Raw genomic sequence first — 20,902 nt, forward strand, 5'->3', positions numbered from 1 at the left:
GCTGTGGCGGGGGATAGGCTGTTCCGCCCGGTATCTTTGGTTCTCGTGAACACATCCGAGACACCCCAGGGTGGGGTGCCGATCAACCGTCGCCGGGTATTGGCGGCGCTTGGGATCGGCGTGTTTGCACCAGGCGTGCTGGCCGCGTGCTCCGGCAAGACGCTCACTCAGCAGGCCGAGAAGAAGCCGCCGCCGGAGCCCCGTCTGACGTACACACCGCCCAACGCGGCCGAGGACGTGCTGCCCGTCGCCCATATCGGCGTGCAGATCGACAACGGCTGGTTCCAGCGGGTGGCGCTGACGAACTCGGCCGGCAAGGTCATCGCGGGCGAGTTCAACCGGGATCGCACCGTGTACACGATCACCGAGCCGCTGGGCTACAACACCACCTACAGCTGGAGCGGTTCGGCGGTGGGGCACGACGGCAAGGCCATCCCGGTGACGGGCAAGTTCATCACGGTGACGCCCAGCAAGAAGATCAGCGGGGCATTCCAGCTTGCTGACGGCCAGACGGTGGGCATCGCGGCTCCGATCATCATCCAGTTCGATGCGCCCATCTCGGACAAGGCCGCGGTCGAGCGGGCCCTCACGGTCACCACCGACCCGCCCGTCGAGGGCAGCTGGGCGTGGCTGCCGGACGAGGCCAAGGGCGCCCGGGTGCACTGGCGTCCCCGCGAGTACTACCCGGCCGGCACCACCGTGAATGTGGACGCCAAGCTGTACGGCGTGCCGTTCGGCGACGACGCGTACGGCGCGGAGGACATATCGCTCAACATCCAGATCGGGCGTCGGCAGATCGTCAAGGCCGAGGTCACCTCGCACCGCATGCAGGTGGTGACCGATGCCGGCGTCATTATGGACTTCCCCTGTAGCTACGGCGAGGGTGACTTGGCGCGCAACGTCACCCGCAACGGCATCCACGTGGTCACCGAGAAGTACGCCGACTTCTACATGTCCAACCCGGCCGCGGGCTACAGCAACGTGCACGAGCGCTGGGCGGTGCGCATCTCCAACAACGGCGAGTTCATCCACGCCAACCCGATGAGCGCTGGCGCACAAGGCAATTCCAACGTGACCAACGGTTGCATCAACCTCTCGACGGAAAACGCGGCGGAGTACTACGCGACGGCGATATACGGCGACCCGGTCGAGGTGACGGGCAGTTCGATTCAGCTGTCCTACTCCGACGGCGACATCTGGGACTGGGCGGTGGACTGGGACACCTGGCTGTCGATGTCGGCGCTACCGCGGCCGTCGGGTCGCGCCCCGGGAACTCAGATTCCGGTCACCGCCCCGGTCACGCCTTCGACCGCGCCGACCCTGTCGGGCACGCCGACGACTTCTAGTTCTGGTCCTAGTTCTAGTCCTAGTTCTGGGCCAGGTGGTTAAACCTGCGGGTCGCTGACGCCTGATCGCGCGGCCGGATGATGATCTGGTCCAGATTCACGTGCGGCGGCCGGGATGCCACGAATCCGATCACTTCGGCGACGTCGGCGGCCACCAACGGGGTCATCCCCGCGTACACGGCGTCAGCGCGCTCTTGGTCACCGGCGAAGCGCACCAGGGAGAACTCGGTTTCCACCGCGCCGGGGGCAATTTCGGTGAGCCGCACCGGTTTTCCCAACAGCTCACCGCGCAGCGTGCGGTGCAACGCGCCCTGCGCGTGTTTGGCGGCGGTGTAACCGGCGCCGCCGTCGTACACCTCCAACGCGGCTATCGAGGTGACCGTGACCACCAGGCCGTCACCGGACGCGATCAGCTTGGGCAACAGCGCGCGGGTGACCCGCAGGGTGCCCAGCACATTCGTCTCCCACATCCACCGCCAGTGCTCAAGGTTGGCGTCGGCCACGGTCTCCAATCCCTTGGCGCCACCGGCGTTGTTGACCAGCACATCAACCCGGTCCAAGCCGTCGGCCAGCGCTTGGACCTGCCCGTCGTTTGTGACGTCGGCCACAACCGGGGTACCGCCGGTCTCCTGGGCTAGGGCCGCTATCCGGTCCGCCCGGCGCCCTACCGAAACCACATGAAACCCTTGAGCCGCAAGGGTTTTCGCAGTTGCTTCGCCGATTCCCGAACTGGCGCCGGTGACGACCGCCACCCTCGTCTGCGCCATTTGAGCTGTCACAGGAACAACTCTAATAAACGTGCTAAATTTCAGGCGTGCACCACAGCGCCTGGTTCAACACCACCACCGCGTGTCTTTGCGCGGCGTGTGCGTGTTGTTGCTGCGCACTTTGCCGCGCCTGATCCCAGTCGATCTCCAGCAGGTGTGGCCAGAGGGCCAGTTAGAACCAGGACAAGGACAAGGACCACAGTGCACTCTCACACTCTTTCCCCTCATTCCCCCATCCGTCGCCCGCACCCGGCGCGGTCGCACCGCCACGTGGCGCCCCCCGCGCTGCACCTGTCGGACACCGCGGCGGCGGCCGTCTTCCGGGCCGTGCGGCTGCGCGGTCCGGTGGGCCGGGACGTCATCGCCAAGGTCACCTCGCTGAGCATTGCGACGGTGAATCGCCAGGTCATAGCCCTGTTGGAGGCCGGCCTGCTGCGTGAGCGCGCCGACCTGGCGGTGTCCGGCGCGATCGGGCGGCCGCGGGTTCCGGTGGAGGTCAACCACGAACCGTTCGTGACCCTGGGCATCCACATCGGCGCCCGGACCACCAGCATCGTGGCGACCGATCTGTTCGGACGCACCTTGGACACCGTCGAGACGCCCACCCCGCTCAACTCCGCGGGAGCCGCGCTGGCGTCGCTCGCCGACAGCGCCGCGCGTTATTTGCGGCGCTGGCACCGGCGTCGGCCGCTGTGGGTCGGGGTTTCCATCGGTGGCGCCGTCGACAGCGGTACGGGGCACGTCGACCACCCCCGACTCGGTTGGCGACAAGCGCCGGTGGGTCCGGTGTTGGCCGACGTGCTCGGTCTGCCGGTGTCGGTGGCTTCACACGTCGACGCCATGGCCGGCGCCGAACTTCTGCTCGGCATGCGGCGTTTCGCGCCCACCTCGCCGACCACTCTGTACGTCTACGCCCGCGAGACCGTGGGCTATGCGCTGGTGATCGGCGGGCGGGTGCACTGCCCGGCCAGTGGCCCCGGCACCATCGCGTCGCTGCCGGCGCACTCCGAATTACTCGGCGGCAGTGGACAATTGGAGTCCACCGTCAGCGACGAGGCGGTCTTGGCGGCGGCCCGGCGGCTGCGGCTGCTGCCCGGTGTCACCCCGGTGACCCGAACCAACGGATCGGCCGCCGCGATCACCGACCTGCTGCGGGTGGCACGGGCGGGCAACACGCAAGCCAGAGAACTGCTCGCGGAACGGGCCCGGGTGCTGGGCGAGGCGGTCGCGCTGCTGCGGGACCTGCTCAATCCCGACGAGTTGGTCGTCGGCGGTCAGGCCTTCACCGAATACCCCGAGGGCATGCAGTACGTGGAGGAAGCCTTCGCCGCCCGTTCGGTGCTGGCGCCGCGCGACATCCGGGTCACCGCCTTCGGCAACCGGGTGCAAGAAGCAGGAGCCGGCCTGGTGTCGCTGGGCGGCCTCTACGCCGACCCGCTGGGCGCGATGCGTCGCTCGGGCGCGCTGCAGACCCAGTTGCGCGAACCGGAACCGGAAGCCCTCGCCTAGCACGCTCCTGACCTGCGGCAGCGGGGCGTCGCGCGGCATCCTGTAAAGATGACTGTGTGCACTTCGACAATTCAGTGGTGGATGGCCCGCAACGGGTAGCCCTATTGGCGGTGCACACCTCCCCACTGGCCCAGCCGGGAACCGGGGATGCCGGCGGGATGAACGTCTACGTGCTGCAGACCGCGTTGCACCTGGCCCGCCGCGGCATCGAGGTGGAGATCTTCACCCGCGCCACCGCCTCGGCGGATCCGCCGGTGGTTCCGGTGGCTCCCGGCGTGCTGGTGCGCAACATCGTGGCCGGACCGTTCGAGGGGCTCGACAAATACGACCTGCCCACGCAGCTGTGTGCGTTCGCGGCGGCGGTGTTACGCGCCGAGGCTGCGCACGAGCCGGGCTACTACGACATCGTCCACTCGCACTACTGGCTGTCCGGCCAGATCGGCTGGCTGGCTCGAGACCGCTGGGCGGTGCCGCTGGTGCACACCGCGCACACGCTGGCCGCGGTGAAGAACGCGGCGCTGGCCGACGGTGACTCGCCCGAGCCACCGCTGCGCACCGTCGGCGAACAGCAGGTCGTCGACGAGGCGGACCGACTCATCGTCAACACCGAAGACGAAGCGCAGCAACTGATTTCGCTTCATCACGCCGACCCGGACCGCATCGACGTGGTTCATCCCGGCGTGGACCTGGACGTGTTCCGGCCGGGGGATCGACGGGCGGCTCGGGCTCGGCTCGGGCTTGGACCCGACGAGCAGGTGGTGGCTTTTGTCGGACGCATTCAACCACTCAAGGCGCCCGACATCGTGTTGCGCGCCGCCGCGCAGTTGCCGGGGGTGCGCATCATCGTGGCGGGCGGACCGTCGGGCAGCGGCCTGGCCGCACCCGACGGACTGATGCGGCTGGCCGAGGAGCTCGGCATCGCGCAGCGGGTGACCTTCCTGCCGCCGCAGTCCCGCACCGAGCTGGCCTCGCTGTTCCACGCGGCCGACCTGGTGGCGGTGCCGAGCTATTCGGAGTCGTTCGGCCTCGTTGCCCTGGAGGCGCAGGCCTGCGGGACGCCGGTGGTCGCGGCCGCGGTCGGCGGGTTGCCGGTGGCGGTGCGCGACGGCGTGACCGGGGCGCTGGTGGCCGGGCACGACATCGACCGGTGGGCGGCGGCCATTGACCGTCTGCTGCAGCTCCGCGCCGGCCCGCAGGGTTGGGCGATGAGCCGCGCGGCGGTCGAGCACGCGGCGGGGTTCTCGTGGGACAACACCACCGATGCGCTGCTGGCCAGCTACCGGCGGGCGATCGCCGACTTCGCCGCCGAGCGGGCGCTGCGACGCGATGACGTGGTATCGGACCTGGCGGTCGTGCGTAAGCCGCGTCGCTGGGCGCAGCGCCGCGAGGTGCGCGCGTGAATTCCCCCGAACCGGGCCGTGAACCGGGGGGCGCCGAACCGGACACTGCCGAGCGCGCGCAAGAAATCATCGAGAAGACGCTGCAAGCCAGCGGTTTGACCTATCAGCTGCACGCCGGCGCGCACGGCGGGCTGCCGGGGCTGATCGTGGAATTGCCGGGCGAGCGCAAGCTCAAGACCAACACGATTTTGAGCATCGGCGAGCATTCGGTGCGGGTCGAGGCGTTCGTCTGTCGCAAGCCCGACGAGGACCACGAAAAGGTCTACCGATTCCTGCTCAAGCGCAACCGCCGCCTGTACGGGGTCGCCTACACCCTGGACAACGTCGGCGACATCTACCTGGTGGGCCGGATGTCGTTGGCTTCGGTCACCCCCGACGAGATCGACCGGGTGCTCGGTCAGGTGCTCGAGGCCGTGGATTCGGACTTTAATACGTTGCTGGAGTTGGGATTTCACTCGTCAATCCAGAAGGAGTGGGAGTGGCGGGTGTCGCGCGGTGAGTCGCTGAAGAACCTGCAGGCGTTCGCTCATTTGATCGACGACGAAGACTCAGGCGACGACGCCAAGCGCGCGTGAGAGACTTTCCGGCATGGGTGAGACTGCCACGCTGGTACTGCTGCGCCATGGCGAGAGCGACTGGAATGCCAAGAACCTCTTCACCGGCTGGGTCGACGTCGGCCTGACCGAGAAGGGCCGCGCGGAAGCGGTGCGGGGCGGCGAGTTACTGGCCGAGCAGGACCTGTTGCCCGACGTGCTCTACACCTCCCTGCTGCGGCGGGCGATCACCACCGCGCATCTGGCGCTCGACGCAGCCGACCGGCTCTGGATCCCGGTACATCGCAGCTGGCGGCTCAACGAGCGCCACTACGGCGCGTTGCAGGGCCTGGACAAGGCCAAGACCAAGGAAAAGTACGGCGAAGAGCAGTTCATGGCCTGGCGGCGCAGCTACGACACCCCGCCGCCGCCGATCGAAAAGGGCAGCGAGTTCAGCCAGGACGCCGACCCCAGGTACGCCAACATCGACGGCGGCCCGCTGACCGAGTGCCTGGCCGACGTGGTCGCCCGATTCCTGCCCTACTACACCGATGTCATCGTGCCTGACCTGCGGTTGGGCAAGACGGTGTTGATCGCCGCGCACGGTAATTCGCTGCGGGCGCTGGTGAAGTACCTCGACGGCATGTCCGACGAGGATGTCGTGGGGCTGAACATCCCGACGGGCATCCCGCTGCGCTACGACCTGGACGCTGACCTGCGGCCGACGGTGCCGGGTGGCACGTATCTCGACCCAGAGGCCGCCGAGGCCGGCGCGGCGGCGGTGGCCAGTCAGGGCGCGGCTAAATCGTGAAAACTAAGCGCTGGTAGGGCGCTAGGCTAAACATCGCGTTAACAAAAGCCGAATACCTGCCGCTCAGTGTGTGACTTGTCCGGATTTGGCCTCGCTCAGCTAGGGCAGTGTTCACCTGATTTGTAGGATTTTGCTTGTGACTGTGTTCTCGGCACTGTTGCTGGCCGGGGTCTTGTCCGCGTTGGCGCTGGCCGTCGGAGTGGCGGCAGGAGTCCGGCTGGCGCGGCGAGCTGATCAGCGCCGGCAACGGGTGGCCACCGAGTGGACCGGAATCACCGTCGCGCAGATGCTGCAACAAATCGTGGCGCTGATGCCGCTGGGCACCGCAGTGGTCGACATCCACCGCGACGTCGTCTACCTCAACGACCGGGCCAAGGAGCTCGGCCTGGTGCGCGACCGGCAACTCGACGACGAAGCCTGGGACGCGGCGAAGCAAGCCCTGCGCGGTGAGGACGTCGAGTTCGACCTGCTGCCGCCCAAGCGGACGGGTGGCCGGTCGGGGTTGCAGGTGCATGGGTACGCCCGGCTGCTGAGCGAAGAAGACCGCCGGTTCGCGGTGGTCTTCGTCCATGACCAGTCGGACTACGCCCGCATGGAAGCGACCAGGCGGGATTTCGTCGCCAACGTCAGCCACGAACTCAAGACCCCGGTCGGCGCGATGGCGCTGTTGGCCGAGGCAATGCTGGCCTCGGCGGACGACCCCGAAACCGTCCGCCGATTCGCCGAGAAGGCGCTCGTCGAGGCCACTCGCCTGGGCGACATGGTCACCGAACTCATCGAGCTGTCCCGGCTGCAGGGCGCCGAGCGGTTACCCAACGTCGTCGAAGTGGACGTCGACACCGTTGTGGCCGAAGCGATTTCACGGCACAAGGTGGCCGCCGAAAACGCCGACATCCACGTTCGCACCGACGCCCCCAGCGGATTGCGGGTGCTGGGCGACCAAACCCTGTTGGTCACCGCGTTGGCCAATCTGGTGTCCAACGCGATCGCTTACTCGCCGTCCGGGTCCTCGGTGTCGATCAGCCGGCGCAGGCGGGGCGACAACGTCGAAATCGCCGTCACCGACCGCGGCATCGGCATCGCGCTGGAAGACCAGGAGCGGGTGTTCGAGCGGTTCTTCCGCGGGGACAAGGCCCGGTCTCGGGCAACCGGCGGGAGCGGGTTGGGGCTGGCCATCGTCAAACACGTCGCGGCCAACCACAACGGCAGCATCGGCGTGTGGAGCAAGCCGGGGACAGGGTCGACGTTCACGTTGTCCATTCCGGTGGCGGAGTCGGGGCCGGCCACGCCGCTGCAGGCGGACAGCGCAGAGAAAGCTGAGCAATCGAAGGGTCCTGAATCGTGGCCAAGCAGGTCACAACGAGAGGAAGAGCTGAGTCGATGACCCGCGCTAACGACGTCAAGCTAGGCGAGGAAAAGGAGTGGCGCAAATGACGAACGTGCTGATCGTGGAGGACGAGGAGTCCTTGGCCGATCCGCTGGCGTTCTTGCTGCGCAAAGAGGGCTTCGAGGCCACGGTGGTGAACGACGGTCCCTCGGCGCTTGCCGAGTTCGACCGGTCCGGAGCCGACATCGTGCTGCTCGACCTGATGCTGCCGGGCATGTCGGGAACCGACGTGTGCAAGCAGTTGCGTGCCCGGTCCGGCGTGCCGGTCATCATGGTCACCGCGCGCGACAGCGAGATCGACAAGGTGCTCGGCCTGGAGCTAGGCGCCGACGACTATGTGACCAAGCCATATTCGGCGCGCGAGTTGATCGCGCGAATCCGAGCGGTGCTGCGCCGCGGCGGCGACGACGAGTCCGAAGTGAGCGACGGCATCCTGGAATCCGGACCGGTCCGGATGGATGTGGAACGACACGTCGTCTCGGTCAATGGCGACCCGATAACGTTGCCGCTCAAGGAATTCGACTTGCTCGAGTACCTGATGCGAAACAGCGGGCGGGTGTTGACCCGCGGCCAGCTGATCGACCGGGTCTGGGGCGCGGACTACGTCGGCGACACCAAGACTCTCGACGTCCACGTCAAACGGCTGCGGTCCAAGATCGAGGCCGACCCGGCCAATCCGGTGCACCTGGTGACGGTGCGGGGGTTGGGTTACAAGCTCGAGGGCTGATCGGCTCGCGGGCCTCACCGTCTGCCATCAGTGCGGAGGCTGTGGCCGCGGGTTCAGGGTGTCCGCGTCCCAGGTGATCCGCTGATCGGGAGTCACCGGAAGCGCTTCCAGCGCGTCGTCGGCGAGGATCGCCTGTATGCAGTGTCGGCTTGCGCCGACATATGTGCTCATCAGGTCGATGTCGGTGGCGACACACCACTGTCGATCGCTTGCCCACCATAAGTTGGCCGTGCGGCCGGGTATCGCGAAAGGCTCGCTGGCGTCATCGATGGACCCGGCGACCAGATACATCGGACGGTTCGGCAGTTCGATCAGGTCGGCATTCGGGATCTGCACGTCGCCGTAACCGCTCCACACCGCATACATCACGCGGTCGGCCGTCGAGCATCGCTTCAACACGTCGGCGAGCGCAGCGGTGGTGGGCACCGGAAGCCGGCCGGTATCCGGCCGACGGGCCCACAGTCCCGGCTGACTTTGTGCGTCCCACGACCCGACCAGGGAGCCCCACTCCATGGCCGGGTGCGCAATCCGACCGTTGGCCTGCGCCACCGCCTGCCACGTGACTGGTTGCTGCGGCTCGGGCGTGTTCACGCGGTATGCCGGATGAAATATCCGCGCGTAGGCCTCGAAAACCGGTGGGACACAAGACGCGACGTCGTACTCAAAATTCCGTATCGCGTCGAGTATCCATTGCTGCGAAGCGGTCACCTGGACCGATCGCCGACGACCTGATCGGCGACGGCCAGCGCCATCGCCATGATCGAGACCTGCGGGTTGACCTCGGGGCAGCTGGGCAGAATCGACGCATCGGCAACCCACACCCCGTCGACGCCCCGCAACCGGCCGCGCTCGTCGACGGGACACACCTGGGTGTCCGAACCCGCCGCTGCCGTCCCGGTGGGGTGGAAAGCGGACAGGTGCAAGCTCCGTGGATTGGTGCGCGCCAACACTTCCCGCAGCTCCGTCTCGGACTTCACCGTCGGCGCACCGGGCAACCCGGTGAGCACCTCGACCGCGCCGGCGGCGAACAGCAGCTTGCCAATTGCGGCCAGCGCGACCCGTAGTTTGGCAACATCGTCCTGCGTGATGTTGTAGCGCACCACGGCCTCGCCGCCCACCGACAGCACCGAGCCGACCCCCTTGTCGGCCACCATCGCGCCGAACGTCGCGATGTGGTGCGCCCGGTCCAGCCAGCCCAGCAACTCGGCCCCATACCCGGGGAAGATGATCGACCCCATGCCCGGAGGCGTGGAGGTGGCTTCGATGAGCACCCCGTTGGACTCGTGGAATTCGTGGACGGCGGCGCTTTGCAGCACGCCGCGCCACGAGTAGACGTCTTCCTCGAAGCGCCCGGCCAGGGCCGTGGCGGGGTGCAGCGCGAGGTTGCGGCCGAGCCGTGGGTGGCCGCCAAGGCCGCTGCGCCGCAGCAACATCGGCGTTTCGGTGGCCCCGGCGGCAACGATGACGGTGGCGGCGAGGATGTCGATCGCGGTGCCGTCGGGACGACGTGCCCGCACCCCGCGGGCGCGCCCGTGCTGGTGCAACAACCGTTCAGCGCGCGCTTGGGAAATGATCCGTGCCCCAGCCGCACACGCCTGCGGCAGGGCGTTGAGGTGCACGCCGAACTTCGCGTTGCGCGGGCAGCCAAGCGCGCACTGACAGCAGGCGCCGCAGCCCGGCGCGTTGCGGGGGATGGGCGCCGCCTCCCAGCCCAGCTTGTCGGCGGCCTGCAGCAGCAGATTTCCGTTGCGTCCCATGATGTTCAGCGGCACCGGCGCCACTTGCAGGGTGCGCTCAACGTCGTCAAGGTGCGCGCCGAAGCCCGCGGGGTCGGCCAGGTCGAGGCCGAACTCGTCGCGCCAGCGTTTTTGCACGGCGACCGGCGGCCGGAAGCAGGTGCCTGAGTTGACGACGGTGGTGCCACCGACGGCGCGACCCATCGGCAACACCACCGGTGGACGACCCAACGCGACGGTCGTGCCGCCGCCGCGGTACAAGCCGGCGTAGCGCTCGATCGGATGGGTGGTCCGGAACTCCTCGACCGTCCAGCGTCGTCCCTCCTCGAGCACGATCACGCTCAGGCCGGACTGGGCCAGGGTCCGCGCGGCCATCGCCCCGCCGGCCCCGGAGCCGACGATCACCGCGTCGGCGGTAACGACCGATGGGCTCTCGGACGACGGCGTGACGTCCAATACCGCGTCCGGGCGGGCGAGTTCGTCGTTCTGGGCGCGAGTCAGCAGTTCGTCGGCGAAGGTGTCGGCGCCGTGGGCGAGCAGCATTACCACCTTCAGGCTCTCCAACGCCGTCCCGGCCTCCGGGTTGAGTGCGGCGACGCGGTGCAGCACCTGCGCGCGCTGGCTCGGGGTTAGCCGCGTCAGTGACCGGCCGGTGGTCAGATAGCTCGCCGCCGACAGCGAGGCCAGCCCCGCTTGGATGGCCAACCGGGACGTCGTCGGCACCCGCTTGAGGTAGCGGTCGACGCACTGCACGAGTTCGGCGGAGGAGGGGCCGCCGTGCTCCTCGGGTAGCAGCGCCGTACCGAACGACGCCGCGGCTCGGTGCGCGAGCCGACTCATTTTCGCCGTCCAAGCGCGCGGCCAAGTTTGAGGAAGAACGGGTAGGTGGCGAATATGCCCCCGGCCGCAGCGTGTGCGGGCCAGTCGATCTCATCGGTGTTCACGTTGAAAACGCCGCTGTTCCACATGAAGTCGCGGCCGTTGCGGGAGCGGAACGGGCGCCACAGGAACCCCAGCCCGGGCACGTTGTTGTAGAGCCCGAACGAGCCGGCGAAGAAGACACCAAGGGTTGCTGCTTCGGCGACCTCGCGGCGGTCTGGCGGCACCCGGCGTTCGATGAGCGCACCGGCGATGACCAGCAGTGGTGGGTCCAGGGCGAAACTCATTGGGGGGTCCTTAAGTTCGTAGGTGCAGTTACTTCGTGTTGTTACGTTGTGCTGTGACCCGGGCGGGTCGGGTGAGGTTGTTGGTGTGTTGCCGGCTTGATGGTGCGGCTTGAGAGGACTGGCCGCCCGACCCGCTTGGACTTCTCTGGCCGCTGATTGAGATCTGCGATGTGATCGCTTGTTTAAGGAAATGCTGGCGGGGTGGTCCGTGGGGAACATATTGGCAGACAAGCGAATAGAGGCGAGATGACTGCGGTCCAGTTGTGGGCTGGTGTGGACGTCGGCAAGGAGCATCACTGGGTGTGCGTGGTCGATGACCACGGTGCGGTGGTGCTTTCCCGAAAGTTCGTCAACGACGAGCAACAGATCCGTGGACTTGTTTCCGATGTGGACAAGCTCGGTGGGCAGGTGTCTTGGACAGTGGATCTGACCACCGTCTACGCCACCCTGTTGTTGACGGTGCTCGCCGATGCCGGCAAGTCGGTGCGCTATCTGGCGGGCCGCCAGGTGTGGCAGGCCTCGGCGACCTACCGCGGCGGGGAGGCCAAGACCGACGCCAAGGACGCGCGGGTGATCGCCGATCAATCCCGGATGCGCGGTGCCGATCTGCCGGTGCTGCACCCCGGCGATGACGTGATCACCGAACTGCGGATGCTGACCGCCCATCGGACTGATCTGGTGGCTGATCGCACCCGCACCATCAACCGGCTGCGTCAACAGCTGGTAGCGGTCTGCCCGGCCCTGGAGCGAGCAGCTCAGCTGACCCAGGATCGTGGTTGGGTGGTGCTGCTGCGCGCTACCAGCGTCCGAAAGCCATTCGGCAGAGCGGCCTTTCGCGGCTGACGCGGGTGCTGGCCGATGCCGGGGTGCGTAACGCCGCTGCAATCGCAGCGGCGGCCGTGGCTGCGGCGAAGACCAGACGGTGCGCCTGCCGGGCGAAGAAGTCGCCGCTGGGCTGGTCGCACAACTGGCCCAGGAGGTGATCTCCCTCGATGAACGCATCAAGACCACCGACGCCGACATCGAGGGCCGATTTCGCCGCCATCCACTTGCTGAAGTAATCACCAGCATGCCCGGCATGGGATTTCGGCTCGGCGCCGAATTCCTGGCCGCTGTTGGTGACCCGCCCTGATCGAGTCGGCTGACCAACTCGCGGCGTGGGCCGGGCTGGCCCCGGTCTCGCGACTCGGGAAACGCACTGGACGCCTGCACACTCCGAAGCGCTACAGCCGACGACTGCGCCGGGTCATGTACATGTCCGCGCTCACCGCCATCCGCTGCGACCCGCTTTCCAAGGCCTATTACCAGCGCAAACGGAACGAAGGAAAACGACCGATCGCGGCCACCATCTGCCTGGCGCGACGCCGCACCAACGTCCTCTACGCGCTCATCCGTGACAACCGCACCTGGCAACCCGACTCACCCCCAATCACACAGTCGGCGGCTTGACATCTTCATTGAGAGTCCTTTCATTGACGGGGGGTGCCTCGGGGCCGCGCAGACCGACCTCGGCATGGCCGGTGCCCAGGACCGACCACTGCCGGTCGTCGATCTCGACATGGATGTCGGCCTGTTCGGTGTTGGTGCACACCACGGTGCCGCCGTCGGGGTCGGTGTACTGCAGGCTGACGCATCGCTCGGGTGGCTGGTCGACCCGGATCAGCACCTGGCGCCGGCCGATGCGCCCCTCCAGTTGCCAGTGCCGGACGCCGAGGGTGGTCCGCATCCGCAGCGACGGTAACGGGCTTGCGGGCCAGTCTCTTCCGTCGATGCGGAATCGCACGAAGGCCAGTGGGGCCAACCGGTTGAGTCCTGGCTTGTGGGATACCGCGGTGACGGCCTCCACCACGTCGCCGTTGCCCAGGTCGGCGTGAATCCAGCCCCAGCGCTTGGCGTTACCGTGCCCGTAGATGTGCGCGACGGCGCCGCGCCAGCCGTCCACGGAGTGGGTGGTGTCGTCGACGGTCAGCGAGCCGGCGAAGTCGGCGGTGGGGGCCAGCACCACCTGGGCGCCCGGCAGCAATTCCCGTTCCCATGCCACGCGGGGGAACGTCCACAGCGGTGCCCCGGTGTCCTTCCAGGACAGGTTCCACGCCAGGGACCGCGCCCGCCCGGTCATCTCTTCTTGGCCAACCCGGCCACCCGCGTTGTCGAACCAGGCGGTACCGGTGGCGGGTTGGGTGGGTTCGGGGCCGAATCGCTCGGTGCGCGGGGGGCCGTCGGCCGGGAAATAGGTGGCCCAGCCGTGCGCGTAGGGAGCGCCTTCGGTGGGCGCGACGGTCTCGTAGTGCACCCACAGGCCGGCTCGCGTCACCGGGTCCGACAGGGTGGCATACCAGACCTCCAGTCGCCCGGCTTTACCGCGCCAGCGCGGGGCCACCGCCAATCGCGTCTCTTCGTCCATTGCGACCTCCTCCCGGCCTGACTCCGTGTCGAATGTGCAGCCGGTGCGAACTAGTCTACAATATTGGTTGAGCCAATGAACCAATCATCTCAGCGGGACCTTCGAGCCGCCCCGATCCAGCCGCCGGATCGCCAGCGCGTGGACGAGCAGATCGCCACGTCGATAGCTGACGCGATCCTCGATGGCGTGTTTCCGCCCGGTTCGACGCTGCCGCCCGAGCGGGAACTCGCGGAACAGCTCGGCGTGAATCGCACCTCGTTGCGCCAGGGATTGGCCCGGCTGCAGCAGATGGGCATGATCGAGGTCCGGCACGGCAGCGGCAGCGTGGTCTGCGACCCCGAGGGGTTGACCCATCCGGCCGTGGTCGAAGCGTTGGTGCGCAAACTCGGCCCGGATTTTCTGGTCGAATTGCTGGAGATCCGGGCTGGGCTGGGACCGATGATCGGCCGTCTGGCGGCCGAACGCCGCAGTCCCGACGATGCCGAGGCGCTGCAGGCCGCGCTTTCAGCGGTGTGGGAAGCGGATTCGGCCGCAGCGCGACAGGCCGCCGACCTGGCCTTCTTCGGGGTGCTCATTCACAGCACCCGAAACCGAGCCCTGGGCTTGCTGTATCGCTGGGTCGAGCACGCGTTCGGCGGCCGCGAGCACGAGCTCACCGTCGCCTACGCCGACGCCGACGCCGTCGTCGCCGACTTGCGCGCGATCACCGAGGCCGTGCTGGCGCGCGATGCGACCAGGGCGGCAGCGGCGGTCGAGGGCTATCTGCACGCCAGCGCGCTGCGCATGGTGGCGGCCTACTCACGGCGAGCAGACGCAAACTTGCACGAAAATCGATGATTTTGTACGAATTTGCGGCTGCTCGGCGGAGTTACTCGGCCGCTCGCGTCGCGGGATGCACGGCAATGAGCCCCAACTGGCTGCGGCGCTTACACATCGCCGCCAACTCCGCATAAGCCTTTTCGCCGAGCAGCTCGGTCAGCTCGTCGGCAAGGCTCTCCCAGACCTGTTTCCTACCCACGTGCGCGGCCGGGTCACCGGTGCAATACCAGTGCAGATCGGCTCCGCCGGAGCCCCAGCCGCGGCGATCGTATTCGGTGAGCGTGGTTTTGAGGATCTCCGTGCCGTCGGGGCGGGTCAGCCACTCCTGGCTGCGCCTGATGGGCAACTGCCAGCAGACGTCGGGCTTCATCGTCAGCGGCGGCACGCCCAGCTTGAGGGCTTTGCTGTGCAACGCACAGCCGGGCCCGGCGGGGAACCCAGGCCGGTTCAAGAAGATGCAGGCGTTCTTGTGTTTGCGGGTGCGGTACGCCGACTCGCCGTCGTGCTCGTCGAGCTCCAGGTAGCCCTTGCGGCCCAAGCCTTTGTCGCGGAACTGCCAGTCCTCGGCGGTCAATTTCTGCACCGCGTCGTCCAGCCGTGCCCGGTCGTCGTCATCGGACAGGAACGCACCGTGCGAGCAACAGCCGTCGTCCGGGCGACCGGCCACGGTGCCCTGGCACGCAGGGGTGCCGAACACACATGTCCAATGCGACAGCAACCAGGTCAGGTCGGCCGCGATCAGGTGCTCAGGGTTGTCCGGGTCGTAGAACTCCACCCATTCACGGGCAAAATCCAATTCGACTTCTTGCCCCGGGCTCACCTGGGTTGGGCGCGAGTTTGCCACGGATGCAACGTTAGTCCACGTTTTGTCGCCTTGCCGTGGCTAGCGGCGGTGCGCGCCGCAGGCGGGTCCTGGCGAGCGACCTTGTTCGCCCGGCTACCTTGTGTTTGTGCGATTGGGCGTGCTGGACGTGGGTAGCAACACGGTGCATCTGCTGGTGGTGGATGCTCACCGTGGCGGTCATCCCACGCCGATGAGCTCGACCAAGTCCACCCTTCGGCTGTCCGAGGCGACCGACAGCTCGGGCAAGATCACCAAGCGCGGAGCGGACAAGCTGGTTTCCACCATCGACGAGTTCGCCAAGATCGCGGTGAGCTCCGGCTGCGCCGAACTGATGGCGTTCGCCACATCCGCGGTGCGCGACGCCGAGAATTCCGAGGAAGTGCTCGCGCGGGTCCGCAAAGAGACCGGCGTTGCGTTGGAGGTGCTGCGCGGGGTCGACGAGTCGCGGCTGACCTTCCTGGCGGTGCGCCGTTGGTACGGGTGGAGCGCGGGACGGATCATCAACCTGGACATCGGCGGCGGCTCGCTGGAGATCTCCAGCGGCGTGGACGAGGAGCCCGACGTGGCGTTGTCGCTGCCGCTCGGCGCCGGACGACTGACCCGCGAGTGGCTTCCCGACGACCCACCGAGCCGACGGCGGATCGGGATGCTGCGGGATTGGTTGGACGCTGAATTGTCGGAAGCCGCCGCGAATGTGCTCGAGGCCGGCGAAGCCGACCTCGCCGTCGCGACCTCGAAGACGTTTCGGTCGTTGGCGCGCCTTACCGGTGCGGCGCCGTCGGCCGCCGGACCCCGCGTGAAGAGGACGCTTACAGCTAACGGCCTCAGACAACTCATATCTTTCATATCTAGGATGACCACCGCTGACCGTGCAGAACTAGAAGGGGTGAGTGCCGAGCGAGCGCCGCAGATCGTGGCGGGTGCTCTGGTGGCGGAGGCAAGCATGCGAGCGCTGGCAATCGAGACCGTCGACATCTGCCCGTGGGCGCTACGGGAGGGTCTCATCTTGCGCAAACTTGACAGCGAAGCCGATGGAACTGCTCTCGTGGAGACTTCTGTGCGGGATGCTGGAGGTCAGTTAGTTGGTCGGAATGCAGCTAACCGATCGAGAGGCAACAAGTCATGAGCGGACCACACTCCGAAGCGGAGGACACCGGAGACACCCGGCAAATCTCGGTGGCGGAGTTGCTGGCCAGAAACGGCACGGTCGCCGCCCCGACCAAACGCCGGCGTCGGCGTCGCGGTGACAGCGATGCGGTCACGGTCGCGGAACTGACCGGCGAGATTCCGATCATTCGCGACGACCACGCCGACTACCGCGAGGAGCACCGCGAGCCGCCGAAAGCACCGCCTGCACCGCCGGCACCCCCCGCGCCGCCACCGGCGCCGCAGCCCAAGGCCAGCCCCGGCAACGGCCTGGCGGCCGAAGCTCCCGCCGAAGCGGCCCCGGAAGCAACACCGAAAGAAGCGGAAGAGGCCAAGCCGAAGGCCGTCTACTGGTCCGAACCCGAGCCGCGCTGGCCCAAATCCGATCCGAGGGCTCGTCGGTCCCAGGGACCGGAACGCAGCGAGTACCCGCGGCCCTTGCACCACACCGAGGCGTCCGAGGCCGCCGCCGTGCAGTCCGGCGCCGAGCACATGAATCCCGATCCGGTGGGCCACTACACGGACACCTCCGTCGATGTGATGGATTCCGAGGTGCCCGAGCCCCCAGAGGTCGCACTGGACGACGCCGAGTACGCGGACTCAAACGCGACGGACGACGCGTCCGAGCACACCTTGTTCGGGGGCCAATCCATCGCCGACGAGGTCGCCCGACGCCGTGGCCGGGAGCGGCAACTGGAGCTCCTCGACGATGCCGAGGCCGACACGGCCGTCCGGCCCTCGGAGGGAAAGCTCGCGACGCTGTGGCGCGTGGTCGTGACGGTGTTCCAGTCGATGCTCGCCGTGGTTTTCGGCGCCGGCCTGTTCCTCGCCTTCGACCAACTGTGGCGATGGAGCAGCATCGTCGCGTTGGTGCTGTCGGTCCTGGTCATCCTTGGTCTGGTGGTCGGCGTGCATGTCGTCCGCAAGACCGAGGACATCGCCAGTACGTTGATTGCGGTTGCCGTGGGGGCGCTGATCACCCTGGGGCCGTTGGCGTTGTTGCATTCGGGATAGGTATCGCCAACAGACAGTGCGCCCAGCCATCAAAGTCGGCCTATCGACGGCCTCGGTCTACCCGCTGCGGGCCGAGGCCGCATTCGAGTATGCGGCCAGACTCGGCTACGACGGCGTCGAGCTGATGGTCTGGAGTGAGTCGGTCAGCCAGGACATCGACGCCGTGCAGAAGCTCTCAGAGCGCTATCGGGTGCCGGTACTGTCGGTACACGCGCCCTGCCTGCTGATCTCGCAGCGGGTGTGGGGGGCCAACCCGATCCTGAAGTTGGACCGCACCGTCCGCGCCGCCGAGCAACTGGGCGCGCCGACCGTCGTCGTGCATCCGCCGTTCCGGTGGCAACGGCGCTACGCCGAAGGGTTCAGCGAGCAAGTTGCGTCATTGGAGGCATCGAGCAACGTGATGGTGGCGGTGGAAAACATGTTTCCGTTCCGGGCGGACCGGTTCTTCGGGGCAGGTCAGTCCCTGGAGCGGATGCGGCGCCGCGGTGGGGGCCCGGGCCCGGCGATTTCGGCCTTCGCGCCGTCGTACGACCCGCTGGACGGCGGCCACGCGCACTACACGCTCGACCTCTCGCACACCGCCACCGCGGGCACCGACGCGATTGAGATGGCGCGGCGCATGGGCCGCGGGTTGGTGCACCTGCACCTGTGCGACGGCAACGGGCTGCCCGCGGACGAGCATCTGGTGCCGGGCCGCGGAACCCAGCCCACCGCCGAGGTGTGCCAGATGCTGGCCGCCAGCAGCTTTGCCGGCCACGTCGTGCTGGAAGTGTCCACTTCCAACGCCCGTTCGGCGAACGAGCGCGAGGCCATGCTGGCCGAATCGCTGCAGTTCGCCCGTACCCACCTGCTGCGCTGATGGAAGCGTCGTTCACCGAGGCGATGACGCTGCGCCAGGTCGACGAGATCGACGTCGGCCAGGGTGGCGCGGTCTTTGACGCCGAACTGAACAAGCACTGGACCATCGGTAACAAGGTGCACGGCGGGGCGATGGTGGCGTTGTGCGCCAACGCCGCACGCACGGCGCACGGTGGCGGCGAGCTGCTAGAGGGGCCGCAATCTGACTTGCAACCGGCCTTGAGATCCGGCCTGCAACCGGTGGCCGTCTCGGCGAACTTCCTGTGGGCACCCGATCCGGGTGAGATGCGGCTCGTCACGTCGATCCGCAAACGAGGCCGTCGGATCAGCGTGGTGGACGTCGAACTCAACCAGGGCGACCGGACCGCGGTGCATGCCGTCGTCACCCTGGGCGAACCGGAGCACGAGGCCGCGCCGCTGCTGTCGGCGAATCCCGTCGTCGATCTCATGGCCCCCGAACCGCCCGATGACGTCGCGCCGATCGGACCGGGACACCCGTCGGCGGACGTGGTGCATCTGGGCGAGGGCTGCGATATCCGGCCGCTGCTGTCCACCCAGGGGCGGGTTACCGACGGAAAGCCGCCGGTATTTCAGATGTGGGTGCGGCCGCGCGGCGTCGCACCGGACCCGCTGTTCGCCCTGCTGTGCGGGGATTTGTCGGCACCGGTGACCTTCGCGGTGGATCGCACCGGGTGGGCGCCCACGGTGCAGCTCACCGCGTTTCTGCGCGCCGTGCCCGCCGATGGATGGTTGCGGGTGATCTGCACCTGCATCGAGATCGGTCAGGACTGGTTCGACGAGGACCACCTCGTGGTGGACCGCACCGGCCGGATCGTGGCGCAGTCGCGCCAGTTGGCACTCGTGCCGCCCCCACTGCCGCCAGCCCACTAGCGCAGGTCAGCCCGGCCGTCTGCAATGCTTTGCGGCATGGCGAGAATCGCGATCATCGGCGGCGGCAGCATCGGCGAGGCATTGCTGTCGGGTCTGTTGCGGGCGGGGCGCCAGGTGAAAAACCTGGTGGTGGCCGAACGCTTGACAGGTCGAGCCAAGTACCTGTCCAACACGTACGGGGTGCTGGTGACCGCGTCGGTCAAAGACGCGGTGGAAAATGCCCACTTCATCGTCGTCGCGGTGAAGCCCGCCGACGTCGAAACGGTGATCGGCGACCTGGCCGCCGCGGCCGCCGCAGCCGAGCACGACAGCGCCGAGCAGGTGTTCGTCACCGTCGCAGCGGGCGTGACGATCTCCTACTTCGAGTCCAAGCTGCCGGCCGGTACGCCCGTGGTCCGGGCCATGCCCAACGCCGCCGCGCTGGTGGGGGCGGGCGTCACCGCATTGGCCAAGGGCCGGTTCGTCAGTGCCGAGCAACTTGAGGAGGTCTCCGCGTTATTCGCTGCGGTCGGGGGCGTGCTGAGTGTTCCCGAGCAGCAGATGGACGTGGTGACGGCCCTGTCGGGCTCGGGGCCTGCGTACTTCTTGTTACTGGTGGAAGCGCTGGTCGATGCCGGTGTCGCCGCCGGCCTGAGCCGTCAAGTGGCCACCGATCTGGCCGCCCAGACCATGGGCGGCGCCGCGGCGATGCTGCTGGAGCGCATGGAGGAAGATCGAACGGCGGCCGATCGGGAGCCGGTGGGGACGCGGGTCGACACCTCTCCGGCGCAACTGCGGGCTTCGGTGACCTCCCCAGGCGGCACCACCGCCGCGGCGTTGCGTGAGCTCGAACGGGGCGGTTTCCGCATCACCGTCGACGCGGCGGTACAGGCCGCAAAAACCCGCTCTGAGCAGCTGAGAATTACATCGGAATAATTCGATAAATTTGAACTGATTCCCCCACACCAGTACCAGTAACCCCATCAGTCCCGCTATTCTCCTTGGTGTAAGCACGTGTGGGGCCAGCGGAGGGGAAGCCGCTGGCATTGCGCGGGCCTGACACGATTGGGTTGCGATGACGTCTACGAACGGGCCATCGGCACGCGATTCTGCTGGTAAAGGACGGGACACCGGTGAAGGTCAGCAGGCCGGATCTCAGTTTCTGACCGTGGCCGAGGTTGCTTCGCTGATGCGGGTTTCCAAAATGACGGTGTACCGGCTGGTGCACAACGGCGAACTCCCCGCCGTTAGGGTCGGCCGTTCTTTCCGGGTGCACGCCAAGGCCGTCAACGACATGCTGCAGACCTCGTACTTCGCCGGTTAGCTGGGCTATTTCAGCACCGAGGCCGGCGGCGGCGAGCCCGCTGGCGGCTGAAGCGGCTGCCGGTTTGGTATTGGGTGCGGCCGGTTGGGTAAAGTGACCGGGTCATTGTAGAAAGCGGTCACAGGTAGATAGCGGAGTTATGGGTTCAGTAATCAAGAAGCGGCGCAAGCGCATGTCGAAGAAGAAGCACCGCAAACTGCTGCGCCGCACCCGGGTGCAGCGCAGAAAACTTGGCAAGTAA

The 20,902-nt window shown here is 67.4% G+C and carries 21 protein-coding genes and 1 pseudogene; 16 read left to right on the plus strand and 6 right to left on the minus strand.

The annotated features are described in order from the left end of the window. Positions 1-3: 3 nt before the first annotated feature. Positions 4-1,389 carry a L,D-transpeptidase gene (locus tag G6N68_RS01755; protein WP_205351212.1) on the plus strand — a complete coding sequence of 462 codons (1,386 nt, stop codon included), beginning with the start codon at positions 4-6 and terminating at the stop codon, positions 1,387-1,389. On the opposite strand, the gene G6N68_RS01760 is transcribed toward G6N68_RS01755, so the two are convergent. Beyond that, positions 1,367-2,113, minus strand: a complete 747-nt coding sequence (locus G6N68_RS01760) for an SDR family NAD(P)-dependent oxidoreductase (protein WP_163718014.1) — start codon at positions 2,111-2,113, stop codon at positions 1,367-1,369. The two genes, G6N68_RS01755 and G6N68_RS01760, sit on opposite strands and share 23 nt — an antisense overlap. Positions 2,114-2,314: 201 nt before the next feature. On the opposite strand from G6N68_RS01760, the gene G6N68_RS01765 reads away from it, so the two are divergent. The 6 genes from G6N68_RS01765 to regX all read left to right on the plus strand — a co-directional run bounded on the left by G6N68_RS01765 (position 2,315) and on the right by regX (position 8,480). Further along, the gene (locus G6N68_RS01765; RefSeq protein ID WP_163707088.1) at positions 2,315-3,622 is read left to right on the plus strand and encodes an ROK family protein; all 1,308 of its coding nucleotides are present in this window, start codon (positions 2,315-2,317) and stop codon (positions 3,620-3,622) included. A gap of 56 nt (positions 3,623-3,678) precedes the next feature. Further along, positions 3,679-5,022 carry a D-inositol-3-phosphate glycosyltransferase gene (gene mshA, locus G6N68_RS01770; protein WP_163707091.1) on the plus strand — a complete coding sequence of 448 codons (1,344 nt, stop codon included), beginning with the start codon at positions 3,679-3,681 and terminating at the stop codon, positions 5,020-5,022. A gap of 65 nt (positions 5,023-5,087) precedes the next feature. Continuing rightward, the gene (locus G6N68_RS01775; protein ID WP_163718016.1) at positions 5,088-5,597 is read left to right on the plus strand and encodes a type III secretion system chaperone family protein; all 510 of its coding nucleotides are present in this window, start codon (positions 5,088-5,090) and stop codon (positions 5,595-5,597) included. A gap of 13 nt (positions 5,598-5,610) precedes the next feature. Continuing rightward, positions 5,611-6,366 (plus strand): phosphoglyceromutase, encoded by a 756-nt coding sequence (locus G6N68_RS01780; protein ID WP_163707094.1) that lies wholly within the window; start codon positions 5,611-5,613, stop codon positions 6,364-6,366. A 136-nt stretch (positions 6,367-6,502) separates the two neighbouring features. After that, positions 6,503-7,750 (plus strand): sensor histidine kinase, encoded by a 1,248-nt coding sequence (locus G6N68_RS01785; protein WP_163707096.1) that lies wholly within the window; start codon positions 6,503-6,505, stop codon positions 7,748-7,750. Positions 7,751-7,796: 46 nt separating this feature from the next. After that, positions 7,797-8,480 carry a two-component sensory transduction protein RegX gene (gene regX / locus G6N68_RS01790; RefSeq protein WP_163707099.1) on the plus strand — a complete coding sequence of 228 codons (684 nt, stop codon included), beginning with the start codon at positions 7,797-7,799 and terminating at the stop codon, positions 8,478-8,480. A 27-nt stretch (positions 8,481-8,507) separates the two neighbouring features. On the opposite strand, the gene G6N68_RS30440 is transcribed toward regX, so the two are convergent. From G6N68_RS30440 to G6N68_RS01805, 3 genes are read right to left on the minus strand one after another with little or no spacing between them, the layout of a single operon-like run. Further along, a complete protein-coding gene (locus G6N68_RS30440) occupies positions 8,508-9,188 on the minus strand; it encodes a hypothetical protein (protein ID WP_240355328.1) in 681 nt (226 codons plus the stop codon). After that, positions 9,185-11,056, minus strand: a complete 1,872-nt coding sequence (locus tag G6N68_RS01800; RefSeq protein WP_163707101.1) for a GMC family oxidoreductase N-terminal domain-containing protein — start codon at positions 11,054-11,056, stop codon at positions 9,185-9,187. Before G6N68_RS01800 ends, G6N68_RS30440 begins: the two co-directional genes overlap by 4 nt. Next, entirely contained in the window at positions 11,053-11,382 is a 330-nt protein-coding gene (locus G6N68_RS01805) for a hypothetical protein (RefSeq protein ID WP_163707103.1), read from the minus strand. The genes G6N68_RS01800 and G6N68_RS01805 overlap by 4 nt, the downstream gene beginning before the upstream one ends. 246 nt (positions 11,383-11,628) lie before the next feature. On the opposite strand from G6N68_RS01805, the pseudogene G6N68_RS01810 reads away from it, so the two are divergent. Next, positions 11,629-12,831: pseudogene (locus G6N68_RS01810) on the plus strand (IS110 family RNA-guided transposase). Here G6N68_RS01810 and G6N68_RS01815 read toward each other — a convergent pair. After that, positions 12,812-13,786 (minus strand): tocopherol cyclase family protein, encoded by a 975-nt coding sequence (locus G6N68_RS01815; RefSeq protein ID WP_163707106.1) that lies wholly within the window; start codon positions 13,784-13,786, stop codon positions 12,812-12,814. The pseudogene G6N68_RS01810 and the gene G6N68_RS01815 overlap by 20 nt on opposite strands. Before the next feature lie 75 nt (positions 13,787-13,861). Between G6N68_RS01815 and G6N68_RS01820 the strand changes: the two genes are divergently transcribed. Further along, positions 13,862-14,623 (plus strand): FadR/GntR family transcriptional regulator, encoded by a 762-nt coding sequence (locus tag G6N68_RS01820; RefSeq protein WP_205351213.1) that lies wholly within the window; start codon positions 13,862-13,864, stop codon positions 14,621-14,623. 31 nt (positions 14,624-14,654) lie between these two features. On the opposite strand, the gene G6N68_RS01825 is transcribed toward G6N68_RS01820, so the two are convergent. Further along, positions 14,655-15,449, minus strand: a complete 795-nt coding sequence (locus tag G6N68_RS01825) for a DUF3109 family protein (protein WP_163707111.1) — start codon at positions 15,447-15,449, stop codon at positions 14,655-14,657. Between the two features lie 106 nt (positions 15,450-15,555). Between G6N68_RS01825 and G6N68_RS01830 the strand changes: the two genes are divergently transcribed. The 7 genes from G6N68_RS01830 to G6N68_RS01860 all read left to right on the plus strand — a co-directional run bounded on the left by G6N68_RS01830 (position 15,556) and on the right by G6N68_RS01860 (position 20,902). After that, positions 15,556-16,575 carry a Ppx/GppA family phosphatase gene (locus G6N68_RS01830; protein ID WP_205351214.1) on the plus strand — a complete coding sequence of 340 codons (1,020 nt, stop codon included), beginning with the start codon at positions 15,556-15,558 and terminating at the stop codon, positions 16,573-16,575. Next, positions 16,572-17,609 (plus strand): Rv0497 family membrane protein, encoded by a 1,038-nt coding sequence (locus G6N68_RS01835; protein WP_163707114.1) that lies wholly within the window; start codon positions 16,572-16,574, stop codon positions 17,607-17,609. The genes G6N68_RS01830 and G6N68_RS01835 overlap by 4 nt, the downstream gene beginning before the upstream one ends. A gap of 16 nt (positions 17,610-17,625) precedes the next feature. Continuing rightward, a complete protein-coding gene (locus tag G6N68_RS01840; RefSeq protein ID WP_163707117.1) occupies positions 17,626-18,468 on the plus strand; it encodes a sugar phosphate isomerase/epimerase family protein in 843 nt (280 codons plus the stop codon). Next, the gene (locus tag G6N68_RS01845; RefSeq protein ID WP_163707120.1) at positions 18,468-19,358 is read left to right on the plus strand and encodes a thioesterase family protein; all 891 of its coding nucleotides are present in this window, start codon (positions 18,468-18,470) and stop codon (positions 19,356-19,358) included. Before G6N68_RS01840 ends, G6N68_RS01845 begins: the two co-directional genes overlap by 1 nt. Before the next feature lie 36 nt (positions 19,359-19,394). Further along, positions 19,395-20,273: a pyrroline-5-carboxylate reductase gene (gene proC, locus G6N68_RS01850; protein ID WP_205351215.1), complete on the plus strand. Its 879-nt coding sequence runs from the start codon at positions 19,395-19,397 to the stop codon at positions 20,271-20,273. A gap of 139 nt (positions 20,274-20,412) precedes the next feature. Then, positions 20,413-20,661 carry a cell division/environmental response transcriptional regulator gene (locus G6N68_RS01855; protein WP_163707126.1) on the plus strand — a complete coding sequence of 83 codons (249 nt, stop codon included), beginning with the start codon at positions 20,413-20,415 and terminating at the stop codon, positions 20,659-20,661. Between the two features lie 139 nt (positions 20,662-20,800). Next, positions 20,801-20,902, plus strand: a complete 102-nt coding sequence (locus G6N68_RS01860) for a 30S ribosomal protein bS22 (protein ID WP_003402602.1) — start codon at positions 20,801-20,803, stop codon at positions 20,900-20,902.

This window comes from Mycobacterium bourgelatii (assembly GCF_010723575.1).
Classification (GTDB): Bacteria; Actinomycetota; Actinomycetes; order Mycobacteriales; family Mycobacteriaceae; genus Mycobacterium; species Mycobacterium bourgelatii.

Excerpts from the sequence above, each read along its gene's own strand:
- G6N68_RS01760 (WP_163718014.1), bottom strand. The coding sequence starts at position 2,113 with ATGGCGCAGACGAGGGTGGCGGTCGTCACCGGCGCCAGTTCGGGAATC.
- G6N68_RS01780 (WP_163707094.1), top strand. The coding sequence starts at position 5,611 with ATGGGTGAGACTGCCACGCTGGTACTGCTGCGCCATGGCGAGAGCGAC.
- regX (WP_163707099.1), top strand. The coding sequence starts at position 7,797 with ATGACGAACGTGCTGATCGTGGAGGACGAGGAGTCCTTGGCCGATCCG.
- G6N68_RS01800 (WP_163707101.1), bottom strand. The coding sequence starts at position 11,056 with ATGAGTCGGCTCGCGCACCGAGCCGCGGCGTCGTTCGGTACGGCGCTG.
- G6N68_RS01805 (WP_163707103.1), bottom strand. The coding sequence starts at position 11,382 with ATGAGTTTCGCCCTGGACCCACCACTGCTGGTCATCGCCGGTGCGCTC.
- G6N68_RS01815 (WP_163707106.1), bottom strand. The coding sequence starts at position 13,786 with ATGGACGAAGAGACGCGATTGGCGGTGGCCCCGCGCTGGCGCGGTAAA.
- G6N68_RS01820 (WP_205351213.1), top strand. The coding sequence starts at position 13,862 with ATGAACCAATCATCTCAGCGGGACCTTCGAGCCGCCCCGATCCAGCCG.
- G6N68_RS01835 (WP_163707114.1), top strand. The coding sequence starts at position 16,572 with ATGAGCGGACCACACTCCGAAGCGGAGGACACCGGAGACACCCGGCAA.
- G6N68_RS01845 (WP_163707120.1), top strand. The coding sequence starts at position 18,468 with ATGGAAGCGTCGTTCACCGAGGCGATGACGCTGCGCCAGGTCGACGAG.
- proC (WP_205351215.1), top strand. The coding sequence starts at position 19,395 with ATGGCGAGAATCGCGATCATCGGCGGCGGCAGCATCGGCGAGGCATTG.
- G6N68_RS01855 (WP_163707126.1), top strand. The coding sequence starts at position 20,413 with ATGACGTCTACGAACGGGCCATCGGCACGCGATTCTGCTGGTAAAGGA.
- G6N68_RS01860 (WP_003402602.1), top strand. The coding sequence starts at position 20,801 with ATGGGTTCAGTAATCAAGAAGCGGCGCAAGCGCATGTCGAAGAAGAAG.